The organism is Bacillus salipaludis, assembly GCF_004358205.1.
Genome location: NZ_SMYO01000005.1, coordinates 258378 through 280141, shown reverse-complemented (window position 1 = coordinate 280141; position 21764 = coordinate 258378). Strand labels below are relative to the sequence as shown.

General features: G+C 40.1%; 20 protein-coding genes and 1 other annotated feature. Of the genes, 3 read left to right on the top strand and 17 right to left on the bottom strand.

The window, feature by feature from the left end:
* Positions 1 to 11: 11 nt before the first annotated feature.
* The 3 genes from aspS to E2K98_RS11955 form a co-directional block, all read right to left on the bottom strand.
* On the bottom strand, positions 12 to 1781 hold the full coding sequence (aspS, locus tag E2K98_RS11965) for an aspartate--tRNA ligase (protein WP_133334453.1): 1770 nt from the start codon (positions 1779 to 1781) through the stop codon (positions 12 to 14).
* Positions 1782 to 1793: 12 nt separating this feature from the next.
* Complete coding sequence (gene hisS, locus E2K98_RS11960; protein ID WP_133334452.1) at positions 1794 to 3065, bottom strand: histidine--tRNA ligase; 1272 nt, start codon at positions 3063 to 3065, stop codon at positions 1794 to 1796.
* A gap of 64 nt (positions 3066 to 3129) precedes the next feature.
* Positions 3130 to 3369 (bottom strand) — a binding site (T-box leader).
* A gap of 61 nt (positions 3370 to 3430) precedes the next feature.
* A complete protein-coding gene (locus E2K98_RS11955) occupies positions 3431 to 3607 on the bottom strand; it encodes a hypothetical protein (protein WP_165976247.1) in 177 nt (58 codons plus the stop codon).
* A gap of 190 nt (positions 3608 to 3797) precedes the next feature.
* On the opposite strand from E2K98_RS11955, the gene E2K98_RS11950 reads away from it, so the two are divergent.
* Positions 3798 to 5318 carry an SH3 domain-containing protein gene (locus E2K98_RS11950; protein ID WP_133334450.1) on the top strand — a complete coding sequence of 507 codons (1521 nt, stop codon included), beginning with the start codon at positions 3798 to 3800 and terminating at the stop codon, positions 5316 to 5318.
* 33 nt (positions 5319 to 5351) lie between these two features.
* On the opposite strand, the gene dtd is transcribed toward E2K98_RS11950, so the two are convergent.
* From dtd to E2K98_RS11920, 6 genes are all read right to left on the bottom strand, one after another.
* Positions 5352 to 5795: a D-aminoacyl-tRNA deacylase gene (dtd, locus tag E2K98_RS11945; protein ID WP_133334449.1), complete on the bottom strand. Its 444-nt coding sequence runs from the start codon at positions 5793 to 5795 to the stop codon at positions 5352 to 5354.
* A gap of 12 nt (positions 5796 to 5807) precedes the next feature.
* Positions 5808 to 8003: a RelA/SpoT family protein gene (locus E2K98_RS11940; RefSeq protein WP_133334448.1), complete on the bottom strand. Its 2196-nt coding sequence runs from the start codon at positions 8001 to 8003 to the stop codon at positions 5808 to 5810.
* Positions 8004 to 8215: 212 nt separating this feature from the next.
* The gene (locus E2K98_RS11935) at positions 8216 to 8728 is read right to left on the bottom strand and encodes an adenine phosphoribosyltransferase (RefSeq protein WP_133334447.1); all 513 of its coding nucleotides are present in this window, start codon (positions 8726 to 8728) and stop codon (positions 8216 to 8218) included.
* Entirely contained in the window at positions 8706 to 11081 is a 2376-nt protein-coding gene (gene recJ / locus E2K98_RS11930) for a single-stranded-DNA-specific exonuclease RecJ (RefSeq protein ID WP_133334446.1), read from the bottom strand. The genes E2K98_RS11935 and recJ overlap by 23 nt, the downstream gene beginning before the upstream one ends.
* 112 nt (positions 11082 to 11193) lie before the next feature.
* Complete coding sequence (gene secDF / locus E2K98_RS11925) at positions 11194 to 13455, bottom strand: protein translocase subunit SecDF (RefSeq protein WP_133334445.1); 2262 nt, start codon at positions 13453 to 13455, stop codon at positions 11194 to 11196.
* A gap of 147 nt (positions 13456 to 13602) precedes the next feature.
* A complete protein-coding gene (locus E2K98_RS11920; protein WP_133334444.1) occupies positions 13603 to 13899 on the bottom strand; it encodes a post-transcriptional regulator in 297 nt (98 codons plus the stop codon).
* 138 nt (positions 13900 to 14037) lie between these two features.
* Between E2K98_RS11920 and spoVB the strand changes: the two genes are divergently transcribed.
* The gene (gene spoVB, locus E2K98_RS11915) at positions 14038 to 15588 is read left to right on the top strand and encodes a stage V sporulation protein B (RefSeq protein ID WP_133334443.1); all 1551 of its coding nucleotides are present in this window, start codon (positions 14038 to 14040) and stop codon (positions 15586 to 15588) included.
* A gap of 33 nt (positions 15589 to 15621) precedes the next feature.
* On the opposite strand, the gene E2K98_RS11910 is transcribed toward spoVB, so the two are convergent.
* Both E2K98_RS11910 and E2K98_RS31650 read right to left on the bottom strand, forming a co-directional pair.
* On the bottom strand, positions 15622 to 16281 hold the full coding sequence (locus tag E2K98_RS11910) for a DUF421 domain-containing protein (protein WP_133334442.1): 660 nt from the start codon (positions 16279 to 16281) through the stop codon (positions 15622 to 15624).
* A 241-nt stretch (positions 16282 to 16522) separates the two neighbouring features.
* On the bottom strand, positions 16523 to 16708 hold the full coding sequence (locus tag E2K98_RS31650) for a hypothetical protein (RefSeq protein ID WP_235824791.1): 186 nt from the start codon (positions 16706 to 16708) through the stop codon (positions 16523 to 16525).
* Between E2K98_RS31650 and E2K98_RS11905 the strand changes: the two genes are divergently transcribed.
* Positions 16623 to 16967 (top strand): TIGR04086 family membrane protein, encoded by a 345-nt coding sequence (locus tag E2K98_RS11905; RefSeq protein WP_235824802.1) that lies wholly within the window; start codon positions 16623 to 16625, stop codon positions 16965 to 16967. The genes E2K98_RS31650 and E2K98_RS11905 overlap by 86 nt on opposite strands.
* A gap of 57 nt (positions 16968 to 17024) precedes the next feature.
* On the opposite strand, the gene yajC is transcribed toward E2K98_RS11905, so the two are convergent.
* The 6 genes from yajC to ruvA are packed head-to-tail and all read right to left on the bottom strand — an operon-like array spanning position 17025 to position 21419.
* Positions 17025 to 17345, bottom strand: a complete 321-nt coding sequence (gene yajC, locus E2K98_RS11900; RefSeq protein WP_133334441.1) for a preprotein translocase subunit YajC — start codon at positions 17343 to 17345, stop codon at positions 17025 to 17027.
* A gap of 30 nt (positions 17346 to 17375) precedes the next feature.
* Positions 17376 to 18515 (bottom strand): tRNA guanosine(34) transglycosylase Tgt, encoded by a 1140-nt coding sequence (gene tgt, locus E2K98_RS11895; RefSeq protein WP_133334440.1) that lies wholly within the window; start codon positions 18513 to 18515, stop codon positions 17376 to 17378.
* A gap of 27 nt (positions 18516 to 18542) precedes the next feature.
* Positions 18543 to 19571: a tRNA preQ1(34) S-adenosylmethionine ribosyltransferase-isomerase QueA gene (gene queA / locus E2K98_RS11890; RefSeq protein WP_133334439.1), complete on the bottom strand. Its 1029-nt coding sequence runs from the start codon at positions 19569 to 19571 to the stop codon at positions 18543 to 18545.
* A 17-nt stretch (positions 19572 to 19588) separates the two neighbouring features.
* Positions 19589 to 19795 carry a DUF2905 family protein gene (locus E2K98_RS11885; RefSeq protein ID WP_071353998.1) on the bottom strand — a complete coding sequence of 69 codons (207 nt, stop codon included), beginning with the start codon at positions 19793 to 19795 and terminating at the stop codon, positions 19589 to 19591.
* On the bottom strand, positions 19792 to 20793 hold the full coding sequence (gene ruvB, locus E2K98_RS11880) for a Holliday junction branch migration DNA helicase RuvB (RefSeq protein ID WP_133334438.1): 1002 nt from the start codon (positions 20791 to 20793) through the stop codon (positions 19792 to 19794). Before ruvB ends, E2K98_RS11885 begins: the two co-directional genes overlap by 4 nt.
* A gap of 11 nt (positions 20794 to 20804) precedes the next feature.
* On the bottom strand, positions 20805 to 21419 hold the full coding sequence (gene ruvA, locus E2K98_RS11875) for a Holliday junction branch migration protein RuvA (protein ID WP_133334437.1): 615 nt from the start codon (positions 21417 to 21419) through the stop codon (positions 20805 to 20807).
* Between the last annotated feature and the right edge of the window lie 345 nt (positions 21420 to 21764).

Here is a 21764-nt window from a genome sequence, read left to right as displayed (position 1 = left end):
GCGTTTTATTGTTATTTATTTACATTTAGTGTTAAATATAGCTCTTTTAATTGTGCCTTGGAAACTTCACCTGGTGCATCCGTTAACAAGTCGCTTGCACTTGCTGTTTTCGGAAAAGCAATCGTGTCACGAAGGTTAGAGCTGCCTGCTAAGAGCATGACTAAACGGTCTAAGCCAAGGGCAATCCCACCGTGCGGCGGTGTTCCATATTCAAAGGCATTCATCAGGAATCCGAATTGCTCGTTCGCTTCTTCAGGTGTAAAACCTAGCACCTTGAACATTTTTTCCTGAATGGACCGTTCAAAAATCCTTAAAGAACCTCCGCCAAGCTCATAGCCGTTAAGAACAATGTCATAGGCTTGTGCGCGAACCCTTCCTGGATCCGTATCTAAGTATTCAAGATCTTCCCTGAACGGCATTGTAAATGGATGATGGGCAGCAAAATAGCGGCCTTCCTCTTCGTCAAACTCAAGTAATGGCCAATCTGTAACCCATAGGAAATTAAACTTGCTTTGGTCAATTAACCCTAATTCTTTACCAAGTTTAATTCTTAGTGCACCTAATGCATCAGCGACAACACTCTTTTTATCAGCAACAAATAGAATTAAATCACCAACACTAGCTTCAAGCGTCGCTTTCATCGCATTTACTTCTTCTTCAGAGAAGAATTTTGTGATTGGACCATTTATCCCCTCAGCTTCAACCTTAAACCAAGCAAGACCTTTTGCTCCGTATACAGCAACAAATTCTGTTAAGGCATCAATATCTTTACGAGAATATTTATCCGCAGAAGCTTTTACATTAATAGCTTTTACTTGACCGCCATTTGCCACAGCAGCTGAAAAGACTTTGAAGCCTGAATCCTTCACAATTTCAGAAAGATCAACAAGCTCTAAACCAAAACGGGTATCCGGTTTATCTGAACCAAAGCGGCTCATTGCTTCATCATACGTCATCCGCGGGAATGGAGCAGGAATCTCAATACCTTTAACTTCTTTCATGACTTGAGTCATCATTTTTTCCATTAAGGCCATAATATCTTCTTGACTTAAAAAGCTTGTTTCAATATCGACCTGAGTAAACTCAGGCTGACGGTCTGCACGAAGGTCTTCGTCACGGAAACAGCGGGCGATTTGATAATATCGCTCAACACCGCCAACCATTAACAATTGCTTAAACAACTGCGGTGATTGTGGCAGCGCATAAAACTCACCAGGATGAACGCGGCTTGGTACTAGATAATCCCGGGCACCTTCAGGCGTGCTTTTTGTTAAAATCGGTGTTTCAATGTCTAAGAAACCTTCGGAATCTAAGAAGTCTCTAATTTGTTTTGTCACCTGATGGCGCATTTTTAAGGTTTCAAAAATAACCGGACGACGGAAATCTAAATAGCGATATTTCAAACGGACATCCTCTGAAACATCTGTTGTATCAGTAATCATAAATGGTGGTGTTTTCGCTTCATTGATAATGGTTACTTTTTCAGCCTGTACTTCAATTTTACCGGTTTTAATTTTTTCATTAATGGTCGATGCCTCTCTGGCAACCACTGTCCCTTGAATATCTAGAACATATTCACTACGGATTTTTTCAGCTATTTCAAGTGCTTCCTGTGATAAATCCGGATTAAATACGACCTGTACAATCCCAGACCGGTCACGAAGATCGATAAAAATGACTCCGCCCAAATCGCGTCTGGTTTGCACCCATCCTTTTAATGTTACTTTCTCTCCTACTGCTGTTTCCGGAACCTCTCCGCAAAAATACGATCTGCCAAACATTGTTTTTCCCCCTTATGGTTGCAACCTTTGAAAGTGTTGAATAAATGAATCTAAATCTATTTCTACCTGTTCACCTGTCGCCATATTTTTTACATTGATTTTATTATTTTTTAACTCATCGTCGCCAAGAATGGCAACAAAGCGGGCATTTAATCGGTCAGCTGCTTTAAATTGGGCTTTGATTTTTCGATCCAAATAGTCTCTTTCAGCCGAAAAACCAGCCATTCTTAATTGCTGTAAAAGTCCTACCGTATAATCCTTTGCCTCTTCGCCAAGTGCAGCCAAATAGCAGTCAATGCCTTGATTGATCTCGAGGTCAACGCCTTCAGCATTTAGGGCAGCAATGAATCGTTCGATACTAAGGGCAAAGCCAATTCCCGGTGTTTCAGGTCCGCCGATTTCCTCTGCCAAACCATTGTATCTTCCGCCGCCGCATAATGTGGTAATCGCGCCAAATCCCTCCGCATTACTCATGATTTCAAATGCAGTATGATTATAATAATCCAAGCCGCGGACCAGGTTCGCATCCACTTCAAACGGAATATCCAATTGTGTAAGATATTGCTGCAGCTTTTCAAAATAAGCTTTTGAATAATCATTTAAATAATCAAGAATAGACGGAGCTGTTTTCATCAGCTCGTGATCGCGGTCTTGTTTACAATCAAGAATCCGTAGTGGATTTTTTTCAAGACGGTTTTGGCAGTCATGGCAAAACTCACCAATCCGTGGCTGGAAGTGATTCACTAATGCATTCCGATGTGCAATCCGGCTTTCTTTATCTCCAAGGCTGTTAATGATAAGTTTCAGCTTCTTTAAACCCATTTCTTTATACAAGTTCATTGCTAGAGAAATGACTTCTGCATCAATTGCGGGATCGTTACTTCCTAGTGCTTCAATTCCAAACTGAACAAATTGGCGAAAACGTCCGGCCTGCGGGCGCTCATATCGAAACATCGGGCCCATATAATAAAGCTTTACTGGCTGATTCGCATAGCCAAACATTTTTTTCTCAACAAAAGACCTTACAACCGCAGCAGTTCCTTCCGGTCTCAGTGTAATGCTCCGTCCGCCTCGGTCTTCAAAGGTGTACATTTCTTTTTGAACAATATCGGTCGTATCACCCACACCTCTTGAAAAGAGATCAGTATGTTCAAAAATCGGTGTACGAATTTCATGGTATTGGTATTTCTCACAAAGTTCGCGCGCTTTTGCTTCAATCATTTGCCACTTTTCAATTTCACCGGGTAAAATATCCTGCGTTCCCCGTGGAATGCTAATCGACATTTCCATTTTCCTCCTAACAAATATGTAAAAAAATAAATAAAAAACTCCCATCCCTTGTATAAATACAAGGGACGAGAGTTATAGTCCCGTGGTGCCACCCTAGTTGAAAAGCCCAAATTTGGACTCTTCCGCTCGTACAGTTAACGCCTGTTAACGTTCTTCTCCTACTAGAGTATACCTTTTTCAGAGAGAAACCTACGGAGTGTTCCTTCATTAAGATTCATGCAGAAATGCTTTCAGCCTGGGGCATTTCCTCTCTTTTCATGCTTTATGCTTAACTACTGTGCTCCATCATTAGTTATCACTAAATATGACATTTTATTTATATAATAATACGGAGCATCAGGAAGATTGTCAAGTGAGTTTTAAGACCTTCCAAGATGTTTTTTTAACCTTCTGACATCTCTCATATTCAATCCAAATTCAGAAGCAAGTTCAATGGTACCCGCATGCTGCTCTTTTTGAATAAAATCATGAAAATCAACTCCAAAAATCCGGCCTTCCATCGATTGGACGTTCATTCCTTTTTCACTTGCTCTCATAAACCAATCACCTCGAATCCTCATCTATATTCTCTATTGTTACCAATCATAGAGAAAAATTGCAGGATTAAAGAAAGAATTATCAACATCTGATAGAGGAATATTGGACTTTTTTTACAAGAAAGGAATGATTTCCATTCCCCTTTACGATAAAATAATAGAAAAGTGCAAAATTAAGAGAGGAAACAAGATGGGCAAAAAATTCATTATTCTCGTATTTTGTTTTACTTTGATAGCGGGATTTTTGCCGCAAGGAAATAGTATGGCTGCAAGTGGAACAATTACCATTTCCTCCGCGGTTGTTAACATCAGAGAAGGTCCCGGATTAAGCTATCCATTGGTGAAACAAGCAAATAAAGGGGAAAAGTATTCAATCATTAGGGAAAAAGGCGATTGGATCGAGGTAAAACTATCTGCTGGCCAAACTGGCTGGGTGGCGGATTGGGTAGTTTCTAAAGCGAACAATGATACTAGCGTTACATCCAACAAAACAAGTGTCGGTGTTGTTACAGTACCGTCCTTAAACGTCCGCACTTCCCCATCGTCAGCCAGTGCAGCGGTAGGAAAACTATCAAAGGGTATGACAGTCAACGTCTACGGCACCCAAAATAATTGGACTCAAATCCAATTTAACGGACAGGCTGCCTGGGTCAGCAGTCAATTTCTTGATTTTCAAACGAATACTCAAAAGGGCAATGACACGACTTCAAGCACGTCAGGGACGATTGGAACTGTAACAGCAGGCAGCCTTAGTATTCGCAGCGAGGCATCCTTAAATGCAACGATAATTGGTTCAGTACATAAAGGTCAAAGCTTTTCCATTTTAGGGGAGAAGAATGATTGGATAAAGATTGAATTTGAGCCGAATCGGTATGGTTGGGTAGCTGGTTGGTATATGGATGTAACGACACCGAATGTCAGTTCCGAGCCAGTCGCAAAAGCTAACAAGGTTACGATAGTCAATAATGGAACCAATATTCGCAAAGGACCGAATGTCCAATCGGATGTGTTATTAAGAGCAAATGCAGGAGATACATTTGCCGTAAAAAGAGAGGAAAACGATTGGTATGCGATTAAGCTCGCTAATGGTTCGATCGGCTATGTAGCAGGCTGGTTAGTTTCCACTAACGGTACTTCTCCATCAATTCAGAAAAAAGGAGCAGGTTCGGATTTACGAAATAAAACAATTGTCCTTGACCCCGGCCACGGTGGATTAGACACTGGGACAACCGGTGCGAGCGGAACACTTGAAAAGAATCTGACCATACGAACGGCAAGGCTTTTGTATGATAAATTAACAGCCAGCGGTGCGAACGTAATCCTTACGCGAAATAGCGATACCTATATTTCTCTCCCTGAAAGAGTCAGTATTGCACGTACCTATCAAGCCGATGCCTTTGTCAGCATACATTATGATGCAAATGGTAATAGTAGTGTCCGGGGCATGACTGGTTATTACTATCATACCTATCAAAAATCGCTTGCTGAATATTTATATTCGTCAACTATTAATCAAACAAAGCTGAATTATCGAGGAGTTCGTTTTGGCGATTATCATGTCATCCGGGAGAATAGTCAAAATGCGGCTTTAATGGAACTTGGATACTTAAGCAACCCTGAAGAAGAAATGACCTTAAATTCAAACCAATACCAAGAAAATGCCGCTACAGGCCTATATAATGGGCTGACCCGCTATTTTAAGGATAACTAAAAACCTTGGCACTAATATAGTGCCAAGGTTTTTCTATGCCTTGCTGTCTACAATTAAAGTGACAGGGCCGTCGTTTGTCAGCTCTACTTCCATCATCGCTCCAAAACGGCCTGTCTCAACGTGGATTCCTTTATCGCGTAACAAACTGTTAAAGGTTTCATATAGACCAATCGCTTGTTCCGGGCGGGCCGCATTAATAAAGCTTGGCCTTCTTCCATTCCGACAATCCCCATATAAAGTGAACTGTGAGACAGATAGGATTTCCCCGCCAACATCTAATAAGGATAAATTCATTTTTTCAGCCGCATCCTCAAAAATGCGCAAGTTGGCAACTTTGTCGGCTAAATAAGCAGCATCTTCTTCGTTGTCATCATGCGTAACTCCGACAAGTAATACAAGTCCACTGCTAATTTGACCTGTAATCTCACCGTTAACCGTCACTTTTGCTTTTTTACTGCGTTGTACAACAACTCGCATACATATACCCCTTTAATTCATCATTCTGCGAACAGAATAAATATCAGGAATTTGTTTAATTCGCTCAACGACCTTATGCAGATGATTCACATTGTGAATTGCAATTGACATATTAATCATTGCCATTTTATTGCGGTCAGACCTGCCTGAAACAGCTGAGATATTCGTTTTTGTTTCGTTTACTGCCTGCAATACCTCGTTTAGGAGGCCACGGCGGTCATAGCCGCTGATTTCAATATCAACATTATATTCCTTCCGGTCGTTCAAGGAGGATTCCCATTCGACAGGAATCAATCTTGATTGAGCATCGGTTGAGTCTATGTTCGTACAATCAGAGCGATGAACGGAAACCCCGCGTCCTTTTGTGATAAATCCGACAATTTCATCGCCAGGAACAGGATTACAGCATCTTGATAGGCGAATTAAAAGATTATCAATTCCTTGAACTCGGACACCCGACTCGCGCTTTTTAGAGGAAGGAAAGGATTTCAAATCGGTAATAGCATTTGCGATGCTAGCCGATTGCTCTTGGTCGCGTTTCTTCCGCCACTTTTCTGTTAAACGATTGGCCACTTGAAGAGCTGTAACCCCGTTATAGCCAACAGCCGCATACATATCGTCTTCATTCATAAAATTGAACTTTTCAGCAACCTTTTTTAGGTTCTCAGGAGTTAAAATCTCCTTCGTATCAAATTCCATTGCCCGAATTTCTTTTTCTACAAGCTCTTTTCCTTTGTCCACATTCTCATCTCGGCGCTGTTTCTTAAAGAATGCACGAATTTTATTTTTCGCCTGTGAGGTTTGGGCAAGCTTTAACCAATCCTGACTGGGTCCATAGGAATGTTTGGAAGTTAAAATTTCGACAATATCGCCCGTCTTTAGTGTATAGTCGAGGGTTACCATTTTGCCGTTCACTTTTGCACCAATCGTTTTATTACCGATTTCGGAGTGGATTCGATAAGCAAAATCAATCGGAACGGAACCGGATGGCAGCTCAATCACATCACCTTTTGGCGTAAAGACGAACACCATGTCAGAGAACAAATCAATTTTTAACGACTCCATAAATTCTTCCGCGTTAGCAGTGTCATTTTGGAACTCAAGAATTTCTCTGAACCAAGTTAATTTTTGTTCAAAGGAGGCACTGTCATTTAACGACTTGCCTTCTTTATATGCCCAGTGGGCCGCAATCCCGAATTCAGCAATTCGATGCATTTCCGTTGTTCGAATTTGCACTTCGAGCGGATCCCCTTTTGGGCCGATTACCGTTGTATGAAGGGACTGATACATATTGGGTTTCGGCATGGCAATATAGTCCTTGAAACGGCCAGGCATTGGCTTCCAGCAAGTATGAATGATTCCTAGTACGGCATAACAGTCCTTAATGCTGTTTACAACAATCCGAACCGCCAGCAAATCATAAATTTCACTGAACTGTTTATTTTGCAGCACCATCTTTCGATAAATGCTGTAAATATGCTTTGGCCGCCCAGAAAGATCTGCCTTAATGGATACCTCATTCAAACGCCCTTTGACTTCATCAATGACATCATCTAAATATTGCTCACGTTCCGCACGCTTCTTTTTCATTAAGTTAACGATACGGTAATATTGCTGCGGATTTAAATATCGTAAGGCGGTATCCTCAAGCTCCCATTTGATCTTGGAGATCCCAAGTCGATGAGCAAGAGGTGCAAAAATTTCTAATGTTTCATTTGAAATCCGGCGCTGCTTTTCAGCAGGAAGATGTTTTAACGTCCTCATATTATGCAAACGGTCTGCAAGCTTGATTAAAATAACCCGGATATCCTGAGCCATGGCCACAAACATTTTCCGATGATTTTCAGCCTGCTGCTCTTCGTGCGATTTATATTTAATTTTCCCCAACTTTGTTACACCATCGACAAGCATGGCCACTTCATCATTGAATTCCTGCTCCATATCTTTTAACGTTACAGGAGTATCTTCAACAACATCGTGGAGAAAACCAGCAGCGACCGTTGCAGGGTCCATCTCGAGGTCAGCTAGAATGCCAGCTACCTGTATGGGATGAATAATATATGGTTCGCCAGATTTTCGATATTGGTCACGATGAGCATGTTTCGCATATTCATATGCCCTTTTGACTAAGTCAACATTCTCATCATTTAAATATGCCCTTGTTTTGTCGATGACTTGTTCGGCGGTTAACACTTGATCGTTCGCCATAAAATCACCTTTTTTTTCTTCTCATTTATTATAAAAATATCATTCGTAAACTTGCTCCTAAATTAGAATGATTGTTACTATTATCGAAAAAAAACACGAAGATGTAAAGAGATTGACGTAATTTTTCCGTAAATGTCGAAACATTTTGGTAAATGTAGCCCTAAATTCCTATAAGAAGAGAGCACTCAATTGCTGAGTGCCCTCGTTCCTATTTAATACTGAAGTAATGTTAATACATCGTATCCATCAAGCTTTTTACGGCCATCCAAATAAGATAATTCGACTAAAAAGGCAATCCCGGCTACAACACCGCCAAGCTGCTCCACTAGTTGAATGGTAGCATCAATCGTTCCGCCTGTTGCTAGTAAATCATCCGTAATCAGGACGCGCTGTCCAGGTTTAATGGCGTCTTGATGGATGGTTAGGACATCTTTTCCATATTCCAAACCATAGCTAACCTTAATGGTTTCCCTAGGGAGCTTTCCTTCCTTACGAACGGGTGCAAAGCCTATTCCTAATGAATATGCCACAGGACAGCCAATAATAAACCCGCGTGCTTCCGGTCCAACAATCAAGTCTATTTCTCTATCTTTGGCATAAGCTACAATTTGGTCCGTAGCATATTTATACGCTTCTCCATTATTCATTAAAGGAGTAATATCCTTAAATTTAATTCCTGGTTTTGGGTAATCTTCGACGATACTAATAAATTGTTTTAAATCCATTCGTCTTTTCCTCCTCAGTTTCAACCGACTCATGAATGACCTGGTCGAACCAGTCCTTCAATTGCTGAAAAGATGAAAATAATAAATCCTTCTCAAGTAAAAGTTGTGCCTGTTTAGTTTGATAGGTAATTGAGTCAGTTAAATCACGCTTTTGCGCTTGTTTATTCAATGTAATAAATCCATTGGTTATTGTAACAAATTCCAAATCGGAAAATACCTTTGCCATGAAGGTGACTGTTTCCTGTGACCATCCACGGTGTTTCGCAATTTCATCACCATGTCGTCTCAAATCAATCGGCCCTTTCTTTAACAAAAAGGCATAAAACCATTTAAAATGATCCCGCGTTGGAATAGTGCTTAAAAAATCACTTGATTGTTTATAAAGATATGCATAAATCCTTGCAGGCTGTTTTCCTCTAAATAAATTAAAGAGGATTTCTTTTGAAGTTGGGAAATCAACTAAAACCGTATTCGTTTCAGTAAGATCCAAATCCTTTGCCGCTTCGGAATGATCAATAATCACAACATCGTCAATTAGTTCAGAATCTATTTTCTCATAAAGTTCCTTTTTAAACAAAATAAACTTTCTATTTTCCTTCGGTACGGAACCGGCAAGATGGCTTAAGCGTTTTCCGCCGCGATGGTCAAATAATTGCCATGAACGGACGGCAATATCTTGGACGAAAATTTGTGGTTTTCGGATATTGTTCCACTCATTGATGGATAATTCTCCGATTAATGAAATTTTAGAAGAAGGAGAAATATGGTCCACCAAAGTTCCTAATCCGAATCCAACTCCATCAAGATTCGCACCATTTTCGCTCACGAGAACCTTTAGATGATTCTGATCACTGCCAATTTTTCTCATTGTCGAAATGGCAACTTCATTAATTAACACCTTTGGCTTTGGATTGTCCATCCCAAACGGTGATAATAAATTCAATTCATCTAAAGCCGAAAGGTTAATGTCCTCTAGCCTAACTTCATGATCCAGATACGTAACTGGAATAAAGTCGGCATCAGAAAGTTGCTCCTTAGCCAGAGAATTAAGCCTTGAACGAAGCTCAGCAACATCATCAATCGTAAGTGTCATCCCAGCTGCCATTGGATGGCCGCCGAAATGAGGCAGTATTTCACGACAGGTTGAAAGATTTTTAAATAAATCATAACCCGAAATACTCCGTGCAGAGCCCTTAGCAAGACCCTTTTCCTTGTCAAAACTCAAAACAATCGTCGGTCGATAATACTTCTCAACTAATCTGGATGCGACAATCCCGATTACACCTGCATTCCAGCCTTCCTTACCAATGACAAGAACATGATTTGAGTCAATCGGATAATTCTTTTCTACCTCTTCAATGGCTTCAGCTGTAATCGTATTAACAATGGACTGCCTTGATTTATTTAAAGAATCCATTTCCTCGGCCAAACTTTTAGCCTCTTCAGGATCCTGTGAAAGAAGAAGCTCTACAGCTAAATCGGCATTTTCTAAGCGCCCAACTGCGTTGATTCTCGGCGCAAGAGTAAATCCAATGGTTTCTTCGTTAATCGACTTATTGTCAACTCCCGCTAATTTAAAAATCGCTTTTAAACCAATATTATTTGTCATTTTAAGGTTTTCTAAACCTTTTTTGGCAATAAGACGATTTTCGTCCTTCAAGGATACTAAGTCTGCAATCGTTCCAATGACTGCTATTTCAAATAAATGTTCAGGGAGCCGGCCATAAAGTGCATGGGACAGTTTGAAGGCAACTCCAACACCAGCAAGCTCACGGAAAGGATAAACGCTATCCGGCAGCTTTGGGTGGATTATGGCAAGCGCCTCAGGCAGAATTGGACCCGGTTCATGGTGATCAGTAATAATGAGATCAAGTCCCAGCTCTTTTGCTATGTTTGCTTCATGTATTGCAGAAATTCCCGTATCAACCGTTATGATTAATTTTATTCCAATATCAGCTGCATGTCGGAAGGCATTTTCATTCGGGCCATAGCCTTCAGTAAAACGATTTGGAATGTAAAATTGAACATTGGCCCCTAAATCACGAAGGGTGATCATTAAAACTGTCGTACTGCTTACACCATCCGCATCATAATCCCCAAAAATTAAGATCGGTTCTTGTTTTTCTATAGCCTCATTTATTCTTTTTACAGCAAGGTCCATACCTTTTAAAAGATAAGGGTCATGAAACTGTTCCTTGCCAAATAAAAAAAACCGTGCAGAATCGACGGTATCTAATCCGCGGTTAACAAGCAGCGATGCTACAAGAGGTGTAATTTTCAATTCAGCTGCGATTTCTTTTGTTTTCGCTTGGTCGGACTCTCGAACAATCCATCTTGTTTTTGACTTTAACATGCGTAAAGGTCACCTCTCAGACTTTAATATTATACAGGAGTGGAATAAACGTTTCAATCAGAAATGCGTGTATAAGAAAAACCGCAGATTTTCTGCGGTTTTTTCACGATTATTACACTTGAGGTTGATCAGTGTACTTTTTCTTTACTTTTTCTGTTTTAATAACACCCTTTTTCTTTAACTCTCTACATTTCATTACATACCATAATGAACTAGCAATAAAGAGCGAAGAGTATACCCCAACAATGAGACCAACGAACAATGCAATGGAGAAATTTCGGATCGATGCACTACCAAAAACCATTAAAGCGGCTGTGGTAATTAATACAGTTAAAACAGTGTTAATGGAACGTGTTAATGTTTGACGAATACTTACGTTCACTACTTCAGCGATCTCCTGAACGGTTTTGAGACGTTTTTTCTTATGAAGGTTTTCACGAATCCGGTCGAAGGTTACAATTGTATCGTGATTTGAATAACCAACAATCGTCAAGACTGCAGCGATAAAGGTTAAATCGACTTCAAGTCTAGTGATACTAAAGAAGGCAACCATAAAGAACGCATCGTGAAGCAAGGAAATCACAGCCGCAATCGCCATATACATTTCAAATCTGATTGTAACATATAGAATAATTCCAATGGATGCAATCAAAACAGATAAAAAGGCATTTTTCGCCAACTCTTTACCAACTGTTGGAGAAACGGTGCTGACATTTGGCTCCGAGCCAAATTCTTTTTTAAACTCATTTTTTAAATGGGCAATTTCATTTTTAGATAAAACACCTATCATTCTTGCGCCGGCCATTTGTTTTTTATCACCAGAAATGGTAACATCATCTGTTTTTAAATGAAGTTTAGTAAAGGCATTTTCAACTTGTGCAGTTGTCAAAGGAGTATTTGATCGAATCTCAACACGGGTACCGCTTGTAAAGTCAATACTTAAGTTCAATCTGAAAACAGAAAGAACGATTATACCTACAACAAATAGCACTCCTGATAAAATGAAGAATGTCTTTCTCATTTTTACGAAATCTAATTTATCATATCTAGTTGGGAGATCTACTGTATCATAGTTTTCAGCAATATCCTTAACTTTAGACGGACGCACACCAAACCAGCTTATTTTCTTATTCAGTACACTGCTATGGATCCAAAGACCTAATAATAGACGAGATCCATAAACTTGAGTTAAGAAGCTCATAAAAATACTCACAAGTAACATTGTAGCAAACCCTTTGACTGAGCTTGTCCCATAGAAAAATAAAACAGCTGCTGTCAACATCGTTGTCAAGTTGGCATCAAGAATGGTCCTAAATGCATGATTTTCACCAGCCTTAAATGCTGATTTAATGGATTTACCAACTTTAAGCTCATCCTTTATCCGTTCAAAGGTAATGATATTCGCATCGACGGCCATCCCAACCCCGAGGATAATAGCCGCAATTCCCGGCAGGGTTAAGACCCCATTCATCCAATCGAAAATCAAGAGGACCAGATAAATATAAATGCTTAAAGAAAGAATCGCAATAAAACCTGGAAAACGATAATATACAAGCATGAATAGATAGACCAGCGCAACCCCGATAATCCCCGCTAAAATGGTATCATGTAATGCCTGCTCACCAAATTTGGCTCCTACTGAAGTGGAATAAACTTCTTTTAGTTTTACAGGCAGGGCGCCGGCGTTTAAAAGTTTTGCAAGAGTTTGTGCTTCTTCGACTTTAAAATCACCGACAATGGAAACGGTATCTTGATTAAATACCTGACTAACTCGTGGAGCAGATAAGTATTTAGGATCTTTTTTCGTTACTTCCGTTTTAAAGGAATCTTTCCCTTTATTAAAATCCAACCAAATAACAAGAACATTATTTGGTGCCATATCGAGAACTTGTTTTGTTACTTTAGCAAACTTTGAAGCGCTTTTTAATGTCAGGGATACACTTGGCTTACCATTTTCATCAAAGGTTTGTTTGGCACCACCTTGCTTCAGGTCAGACCCATCCATCATTAAGCGGTCATTGGCATCACGAAACGTTAAGTTCGCCTGTGTGGATAATATCTCACGCGCCTTATTCTGGTCGGTTACACCGGCAAGCTGAACTCGAATCCGATTATTTCCCTCGGTTTGAATACTCGGCTCACTAACACCAAGGACGTTAATCCGTCGATCAAGCGCTTCGGCTGTATCAGCCAAAACCTTTTTGTCAATCTTTTGTCCTTTCAATGGCTGAACTTCATATAAAACTTCAAAGCCGCCCTGAAGGTCCAATCCAAGCTTAATTTTGTGTAAAATATCTTTCGTGGTGACTCCCATTGTGCTTCCCAGCAGTACAATAATAAGCAGGAAAGCGAGGATTCTACTGCGTTTTACCATTATGTATTTCTTCCTCCTTAGGCATAAGACAAAGCACTTTAACGTACAAGCCTAGTACAATAATGAAAAATCCATTGCCTTCATTATGAGATAATATGGAAAGGCTGTCAATTTACAAAAATATGAAGACATTGTAAAGATGGAAGTCTATTTGAACAGTTTCTTCCACTCATTTTCATTCTCTAGAGAGAACTCGGGTGATTTATAGGCTTCAATCGTTGCAAAACTCATGTAATCACTTACTTTAACCTTAAGAATATCCTGGATAATTTCATGTAAATAGATTTCATCCTTTACCTTTTTCCATTTTTTCTTTTGCAAGTATCCCCATAAGCTGCTTTCCGTAACCGAATCATAACCAAGAATCTTAAATTCCGAAAGTTTGCTTGCTAATGCCGGCTTTACCTGTGTACGAAAATGATCGTATGCGTGGCTATTCTCCATCCCAACTGCCTCCTCCATAAAGGTCACCCATTCCATTAGTTTTTCTAAAAAACAATTCTGCTTGTCATGCTTTGTCCACCTTGGTGCATATAGTTAATTGTATATGAATTCTTCTTTTTTGAGAAGGTGGGAAGTTGAATGTCGAAGTTTTTAAAAGGGACTTTCATCCTATTAATAGCGGGCCTAATTACAAGAGTTTTGGGCTTTATTAATCGGATTGTAATAGCGAGAAGTATTGGAGAAGAGGGCGTTGGCCTCTATATGATGGCATTTCCGACTTTTATTCTGGCAGTAACCATCACTCAGTTCGGGCTGCCTGTTGCCATATCGAAAAATATTGCTGAAGCAGAAGCACGGGGCGATCATAAGGAAATTAAAAAAATATTAGTTGTTTCACTTGCCATAACTCTATCCTTATCTCTTATATTTACTCCGGCATTAATATTGCTTGCGCCGATTCTTTCAACAACGCTTTTCACAGATCCGAGAACCTACTATCCACTTGTTGCAATTGCGCCGGTTGTTCCGGTTATTGCTGTATCTTCCGTTTTACGGGGATATTTTCAAGGGAGACAGAACATGCGTCCGTCTGCTAACTCCCAAATACTAGAGCAGCTTGTGAGAATTACCTTGATTGCGGTTATGACAAAAGCATTTATCCCTTATGGAATTCAATATGCCGCAGCAGCAGCAATGGTTTCGGCGGTAATCGGGGAACTGTTTTCCCTTGTCTATTTAATGACTGCATTTAAGCTCAAAAAACGATTTAGACTTCGAAGGAACTTTTTTAAATTTGTTTATTCCGGAAAAAAAACCTTCAAAGATTTAATGGAAATTGCCGTACCAACGATGGGCAGCAGGATGATTGGTTCGGTTGCCTGGTTTTTTGAACCGATTGTGGTGGCCAATAGCTTAGCACTGGCCGGTGTGGCGGCAGTGGAAGCAACTAAACAATATGGTGCCTTAACGGGATATGCGCTGCCTCTTTTAATGCTCCCTTCATTTATTACGTTTTCATTGGCAACATCCTTAGTCCCAGCCATCAGTGAGGCTAATTCGCAAAACAATCATAAATTAATCGAATACCGTCTGCAGCAGGCATTAAAGCTAGCGTTTTTATCCGGCGGTCTTGCGGTTGTGATCCTATATGTACTAGCTGACCCATTAATGACGATCATGTATGGTAAATCAAATGGTTCATACTTTATTCGTCTAATGGCACCATTTTTCTTATTTTATTACTATCAGGGTCCGCTTCAAGCCGTTTTGCAGGCATTAAATTTAGCAAGAGCTGCGATGATTAACAGCCTAATCGGGGCAGTCGTCAAAACTGCTGTTATCTTTTTGCTGGCCTCCCAGCCTTCTTTTGGCATAACCGGCGCAGCATTAGGAATTATTGTTGGTTTTGTCTTGGTAACGGTCCTTCATTTTGCCACCGTCTTAAAGAAAATTGCTTTTTCTTTTTATATTCGTGATTATGCAAAAGCGTTTATTGCCATGGGGATTTCCGGCTGGTGTGGTTATTGGCTGTTTGGACATTTCCTGATTAACCAATTTTTAGCCATTCGTGTGGTAATATCTACTGCGGGGATCTCTATTCTCTATATCCTCCTGCTCTTGGGCCTAGGGTTGATAAAAAAAGAGGAACTCAAACGAATTCCTATCATTGGCAACTTAGTTTTTCGATAATGAATAAAAGCCACGGGTTTTACGTGGCTTTCCTCATTCATCCTGTAAATCAATAAAAAACTTTCCATTTTCATAGCTGCAAAAGGAAATTTTTTTTATGTCATGATGCCCCTTCTTTTTTAGCTCTTGCCTTAGCCAAAGATTGGTTTTATTAATTCTTTTTAAATTTTCTTCATCAATCTGACCATCCATAATTAATGGAATCGTAATATCCCCATTTTTATTCGGTTTATTAGGATCCTGCAGTTTTTCGATTACTGACAAATTCCCTGAAGCCTCTAAAATGGCAAATTCAACATCCGCGATGCTTCGGATATCTTTTTCTCTTAATTGAGCCATTAAATCATCGAAATTATACCGTTGTTTTTTCATTGCATGTTCATCGATTTTTCCCCGGTTTATAATGATGGTCGGCTGCCCATCAACTAAATTCCGAAATCGTTTGCTTTTTAAGGAAATCGTAGCAAGTGAGATTTGAATTAACATTAATAAGACCATTGGAACCATCGTATGAGTCAAGGGATCTTTCGTATTTTCAATTGAAATGACTGCCATCTCACCTATCATAATAAAAACCACTAAGTCCAAGATACTTAATTCGCCAATTTCCCGTTTACCCATTAAGCGGAAAATCACAAGAATCACTACATATAAAGAAATAGTCCGAAACGCAATATTCAAATAAACTTCCACTGTTTGTCTCCCCTTTTTGTACATTCAAATCTATTATTTGCAAAGTAATGGGAATAACAAGTGGAATAATTACCCAATAACTAATGATTCAAAAAATGGCTGTGTTAAAGGTTATTGTTAATTGGAGCGGAAATCAACAACCATGTTTATGAGCATAGGCAGATTTTTTTGATTCTACTTTCCAACCATTTTGAATAACTTGTACTAAGAAGGTTACTGTATAGCTTCCAATGGAAGGAATTTATACAGGAATGATATAGACTGCCATAAGGCATTGAAGGGGGAGAGTTGAAATCGAATCAAAAAGCTTTGGTACATCCATTTTATACGGGCTCATTTTTATCTTCGCTTTTGCAGCAATTAGCAGCCTTATTGTTTCGTTAATTCTTAAATTTACCTCCACACGGGAAGTATCACTCCAATACATTGTCACCGCCCTATCCTTTATCGCATTATTTGGCGGCGGATTTCTATCCGGAGGGAAAAGAAAGGAAAAAGGATGGTTAATCGGGGGAGTAACAGGCCTAATTTATTCCCTCGTCGTCTTCTTATTTCAATACTTAGGTTATGATAAACTATTCTCTTTCGATCAGATTATCTATCACTCCTGCTATACACTGATTGCAATGATGGGCGGCATTCTTGGAGTGAATATCGCCACAAACAATAATTCCAGAACAGCATGAAAATTTTTCAATGTAAAAAAGGAAGCCTAGTATGGATCGGCTTCCTTTTTTCCGCAATTATTTTTCAAGGTTAACTTCTTTTGAAGCTTCTTTTGAAGCTTCTTTTGGAGCTTCTTTGCTCGCTTCCGTTACTTCACGAATCGCTGAGCGGTCATAGGTAAGACGGCTGCCGTCTCCACATTTAATGACTGCTTTATTGTCATCGATGGAATCAATAAAGCCATGAAGGCCGCCAATCGTGACAATCTTATCACCCTTTTTTAAACTGCTTTGCATATTTTGTACGTTTTTCTGACGCTTTTGCTGTGGGCGAATTAATAAGAAATAAAACAACACAAACATTAAAATTAATGGTAAAAGTGTACCAATTCCTTGCATTTACATTTCCCTCCTTTCAAGTAACATCTATTAGAAATTTTTCGCGTCCGGTTTATTAAAACCATAACGTTCAAAAAATTCTTCTCGGAAATCACCAAGCCTGTCTTCCATGATGGCTTGTCTGACCTTCTCCATTAATCTTAACAGAAAATAGAGATTATGGTAAGAAGTTAATCGAATTCCAAACGTTTCTTCACAGCGAATTAAGTGACGTATGTAGGCTCTCGAGTAATTTCGGCATGTATAGCAATCACAATCTGGATCGATCGGACCAAAATCTCTTGCATATTTCGCATTTTTCACTACCAATCTGCCTTCGCTTGTCATCAACGTTCCATTTCGTGCAATCCTAGTTGGCAGGACGCAATCAAACATATCAATTCCACGAATAGCTCCATCAATTAATGAATCAGGTGAACCGACTCCCATTAAATAGCGCGGTTTATTCGTTGGTAATAACGGTGTCGTGAACTCTAACACCCGGTTCATTACATCTTTTGGTTCACCAACCGACAAACCGCCGACTGCATAACCCGGGAAATCAAGGGAAACAAGGTCTTTCGCACTTTGCTTCCTTAGTTCCTCATATTCTCCGCCTTGAACAATTCCAAACAAACCTTGATCTTCGGGACGTTGATGAGCATTTAAGCAGCGCTCGGCCCATCTTGAAGTTCTTTCCACTGATTTTTTCATGTATTCAAAGGTCGCCGGAAATGGCGGGCATTCATCAAATGCCATCATGATATCAGAGCCAAGGGCATTTTGGATTTCCATTGCTTTTTCAGGGGATAGAAATAATTTGTCTCCATTCAAATGGTTGCGGAAATGAACCCCTTCTTCTTCAATTTTACGAAATTCACTTAAGCTGAATACCTGGAAACCGCCTGAGTCCGTTAAAATTGCCCGATCCCAATTCATAAATTTATGAAGGCCGCCGGCTTCCTTAACAATCTCATGGCCTGGACGAAGCCATAAATGATAGGTATTACTTAAAATAATTCCAGCACCCATTTCTTTTAAATCTTCAGGTGACATCGTTTTTACTGTTGCAAGTGTACCAACTGGCATAAATGCAGGTGTATCAAAAGAACCATGGGGTGTATGGACGCGACCAAGACGTGCCCCTGTTTGTTTACATGTTTTAATTAATTCATAGCGAATCGCTGTCAAAATTTTTTCTCCTTCCTAATCCATTGACTAGATAATCAGCATCGCATCTCCAAAGCTAAAGAAACGATATTCCTCTTCGACGGCTGTATTATAGGCATGCAATATATTTTCCCGCCCTGCCAAGGCACTAACAAGCATGATTAAGGTCGATTTTGGCAAATGGAAATTGGTAATCAACCCGTCAATCGCTTTATATTCATATCCCGGATAAATAAAGATACTCGTCCAGCCGCTACCTGTAATAAATTCCCCGTCATTTTTTGACGCAATGGTTTCAAGTGTGCGAGTCGAGGTGGTCCCAACCGAAATAATTCTTCCTCCGCGCTTTTTCACATCATTCAATAATTGGGCTGTTTCTTCGGTCATCATATAATATTCGGAATGCATATCATGCTCCAAGATATCGTCCACACTTACAGGACGAAATGTCCCAAGGCCGACATGAAGGGTAATAAATGCAATATGAACCCCTTTTTCCTTGATTTCTTGCAATAGTTCTTCGGTAAAATGAAGACCGGCTGTCGGTGCAGCTGCGGATCCCAGTTCGCGTGCATACACGGTTTGGTAACGGTCACGATCCTCTAATTGCTCCTTAATGTAGGGAGGAAGTGGCATTTCCCCTAATTGATCCAATACCTCGTAAAAAATCCCCTCAAACTTGAAATCAAATACACGGCCGCCATGCTCAGAGGTTTCCGTACATACCGCAGTCAGCAGCCCGTCGCCAAAATCAATTTCTGTTCCTTCTTTTATTCTTTTTGCGGGTTTGACAAGTGTTTCCCATTTGTTTCCTTCAAGCTGTTTTAATAGGAGTACTTCTATTTTGGCACCAGTGTCTTTTTTAACGCCAAAAAGGCGTGCAGGCAATACCTTGGTATCGTTTAACACAAGGCAATCTCCTTCACGCAAATACTCAGTCACATTTTTAAAAATCTCATGCTTAATTTCGCCTGTTTCTTTATTTAACACCATCAATCTGCTGTCCGTCCGATTTTTCAATGGGACCTGTGCAATCAATTCTTCAGGTAATTCAAAATCAAATAAGTCTATTTTCATGTTATTACATCCTTACTTTATCGAAATCTTCCTATGAAGTAAAAAATTAATGATAGGACAATACTTACTATAATCGATGAAACAATCGGGAAAAAGAAGGTTGCATTCCCTTTTTTAATGACAATGTCTCCCGGAAGCTTACCCAAATGCAAATATGGCATAAGGAAACCAATAATAAAAATAATCGCACCGATAATCATTAGTGCTTTGGATAGACCGGTCACTTCTCAGGCACCTCCATGCCAAAATGATCATACACAGCCTGGGTCACAACTCTTCCTCTTGGGGTTCTTTGTAAAAAACCAATTTGCAAGAGATAAGGCTCATACACATCTTCAATTGTTTCTGACTCTTCCCCTATCGATGCAGCAATTGTATCAAGACCAACAGGCCCGCCGCGGAATTTTTCAATAATCCCTTTCAGCAATTTATGATCAATATGGTCAAGTCCAAGCCGGTCGACCTGTAGTAGGTCCAAGGCTTCCATGGCAAGTGTAAGATGTATCGTCCCGTTTCCTTTTACCTGAGCAAAGTCTCGAACCCTCCTAAGCAGGCGGTTGGCAATCCTTGGGGTCCCTCTTGCTCGCCTTGCAATTTCCATCGCCGATTGCTCGTCAATATCGGTTTGAAACAACTCTGCAGTGCGAAGGACAATGTTTTTTAATTGGTCTTCCTTATAATACTCGAGACGGCTTAAAACTCCAAATCGGTCCCGGAGTGGCGCCGATAACGAACCGGCCCTTGTGGTCGCACCGACAAGTGTAAAAGGCGGTAAATCGAGGCGGACAGAACGGGCACTTGGTCCTTTTCCGATGACAATATCAAGGCAAAAATCCTCCATTGCCGGATAAAGCACCTCTTCAATTGAGCGCGGAAGCCGGTGAATTTCATCAATAAAAAGCACATCTCCCGGTTCAAGAGCTGTAAGGATGGCTGCTAAATCACCCGGGCGTTCGATTGCCGGTCCTGAAGTAGTCCGAATGTTTACGCCCATTTCATTGGCGATAATGACTGCAAGTGTAGTTTTCCCCAAACCAGGCGGTCCGTATAAGAGAACGTGATCAAGGGTTTCTTTCCGGAGTCTCGCTGCCTCAATAAAAACCTCCAGATTTTCTTTCACCTGGGTTTGACCGATATATTGCTTTAAGTTTTGCGGCCGAAGGCTTTGTTCCAAACTTATTTCGCTCTGATTCGCTTCACTCGAAATAATTCTTTCCTCCATGAATCATCACCTTATTTTAAAAGCCGTTGCAAGGCTTTTTTAATGTATTGATCTGTTGAAAGTTTTTCTTTTTGTAATTCCGGCGAAATCTTCTTGATTTCTTTTTCAGAATAGCCGAGGGCTTTAAGAGCAAGAATTGCTTCTTCTAAGGAAGTGTTGGCAGCCGGTACCTGCTGTGCCGCAAATTGGTCGGCATTAAATAAATTCGGAAAGTAATCCGGGACAATATCCTGTAATTTCCCTTTTAAATCAAGAATCATCTGTCTCGCTGTTTTTTTGCCGACTCCCGGAAATTTAACAAGAAAGCCTTCGTCTTCATTTTCAACGGCGGAAACAACCTGCTGCACTTCACCGGAGGCAAGTATGGCAAGCGCCCCTTTCGGTCCAATCCCGGAAACATTTAATAATTTTGTAAAAAGTCTTTTTTCTTCCCTTGTAGTAAAGCCGTATAAGGCCATGATATCTTCACGGACGTAATGGTAAGTATATACTGTTACCATCGTTTCCATTTTGCCGGAGTATATAAACGGGTTAGGGGTTGATATTTGATACCCGATTCCGCCATTTTCGATGACGATATATTCCGGACCGACAAATTCAACGGTCCCTTTAATAAATTCAAACAATGATCTTCTCTCCCCAAGTTTGGACTAAACTTCATTTTAACATAAAATTTTGGGGGTGTTGAAGAAAATAACCCGTTTTCCTTAGTGGGATTTTGGTTTCGCTGATTGGATGGTTGGTTTCGCTGATTGGGAATGATTTTCGCTGATTGGATCGTTCGTTACGCTGATAGGAGACAATTTTTCGCTGATTAGATCATTCGTTACGCTGATAGAAGACAATTTTTCGCTGATTAGATCATTCGTTACGCTGATAGGAGACAATTTTCCGCTGACAGAAATCATTTAATATGACAAAGTTTAATTTTTACGAAAAAAAACAGGCTGATTAATGACATCAGTCTGAAT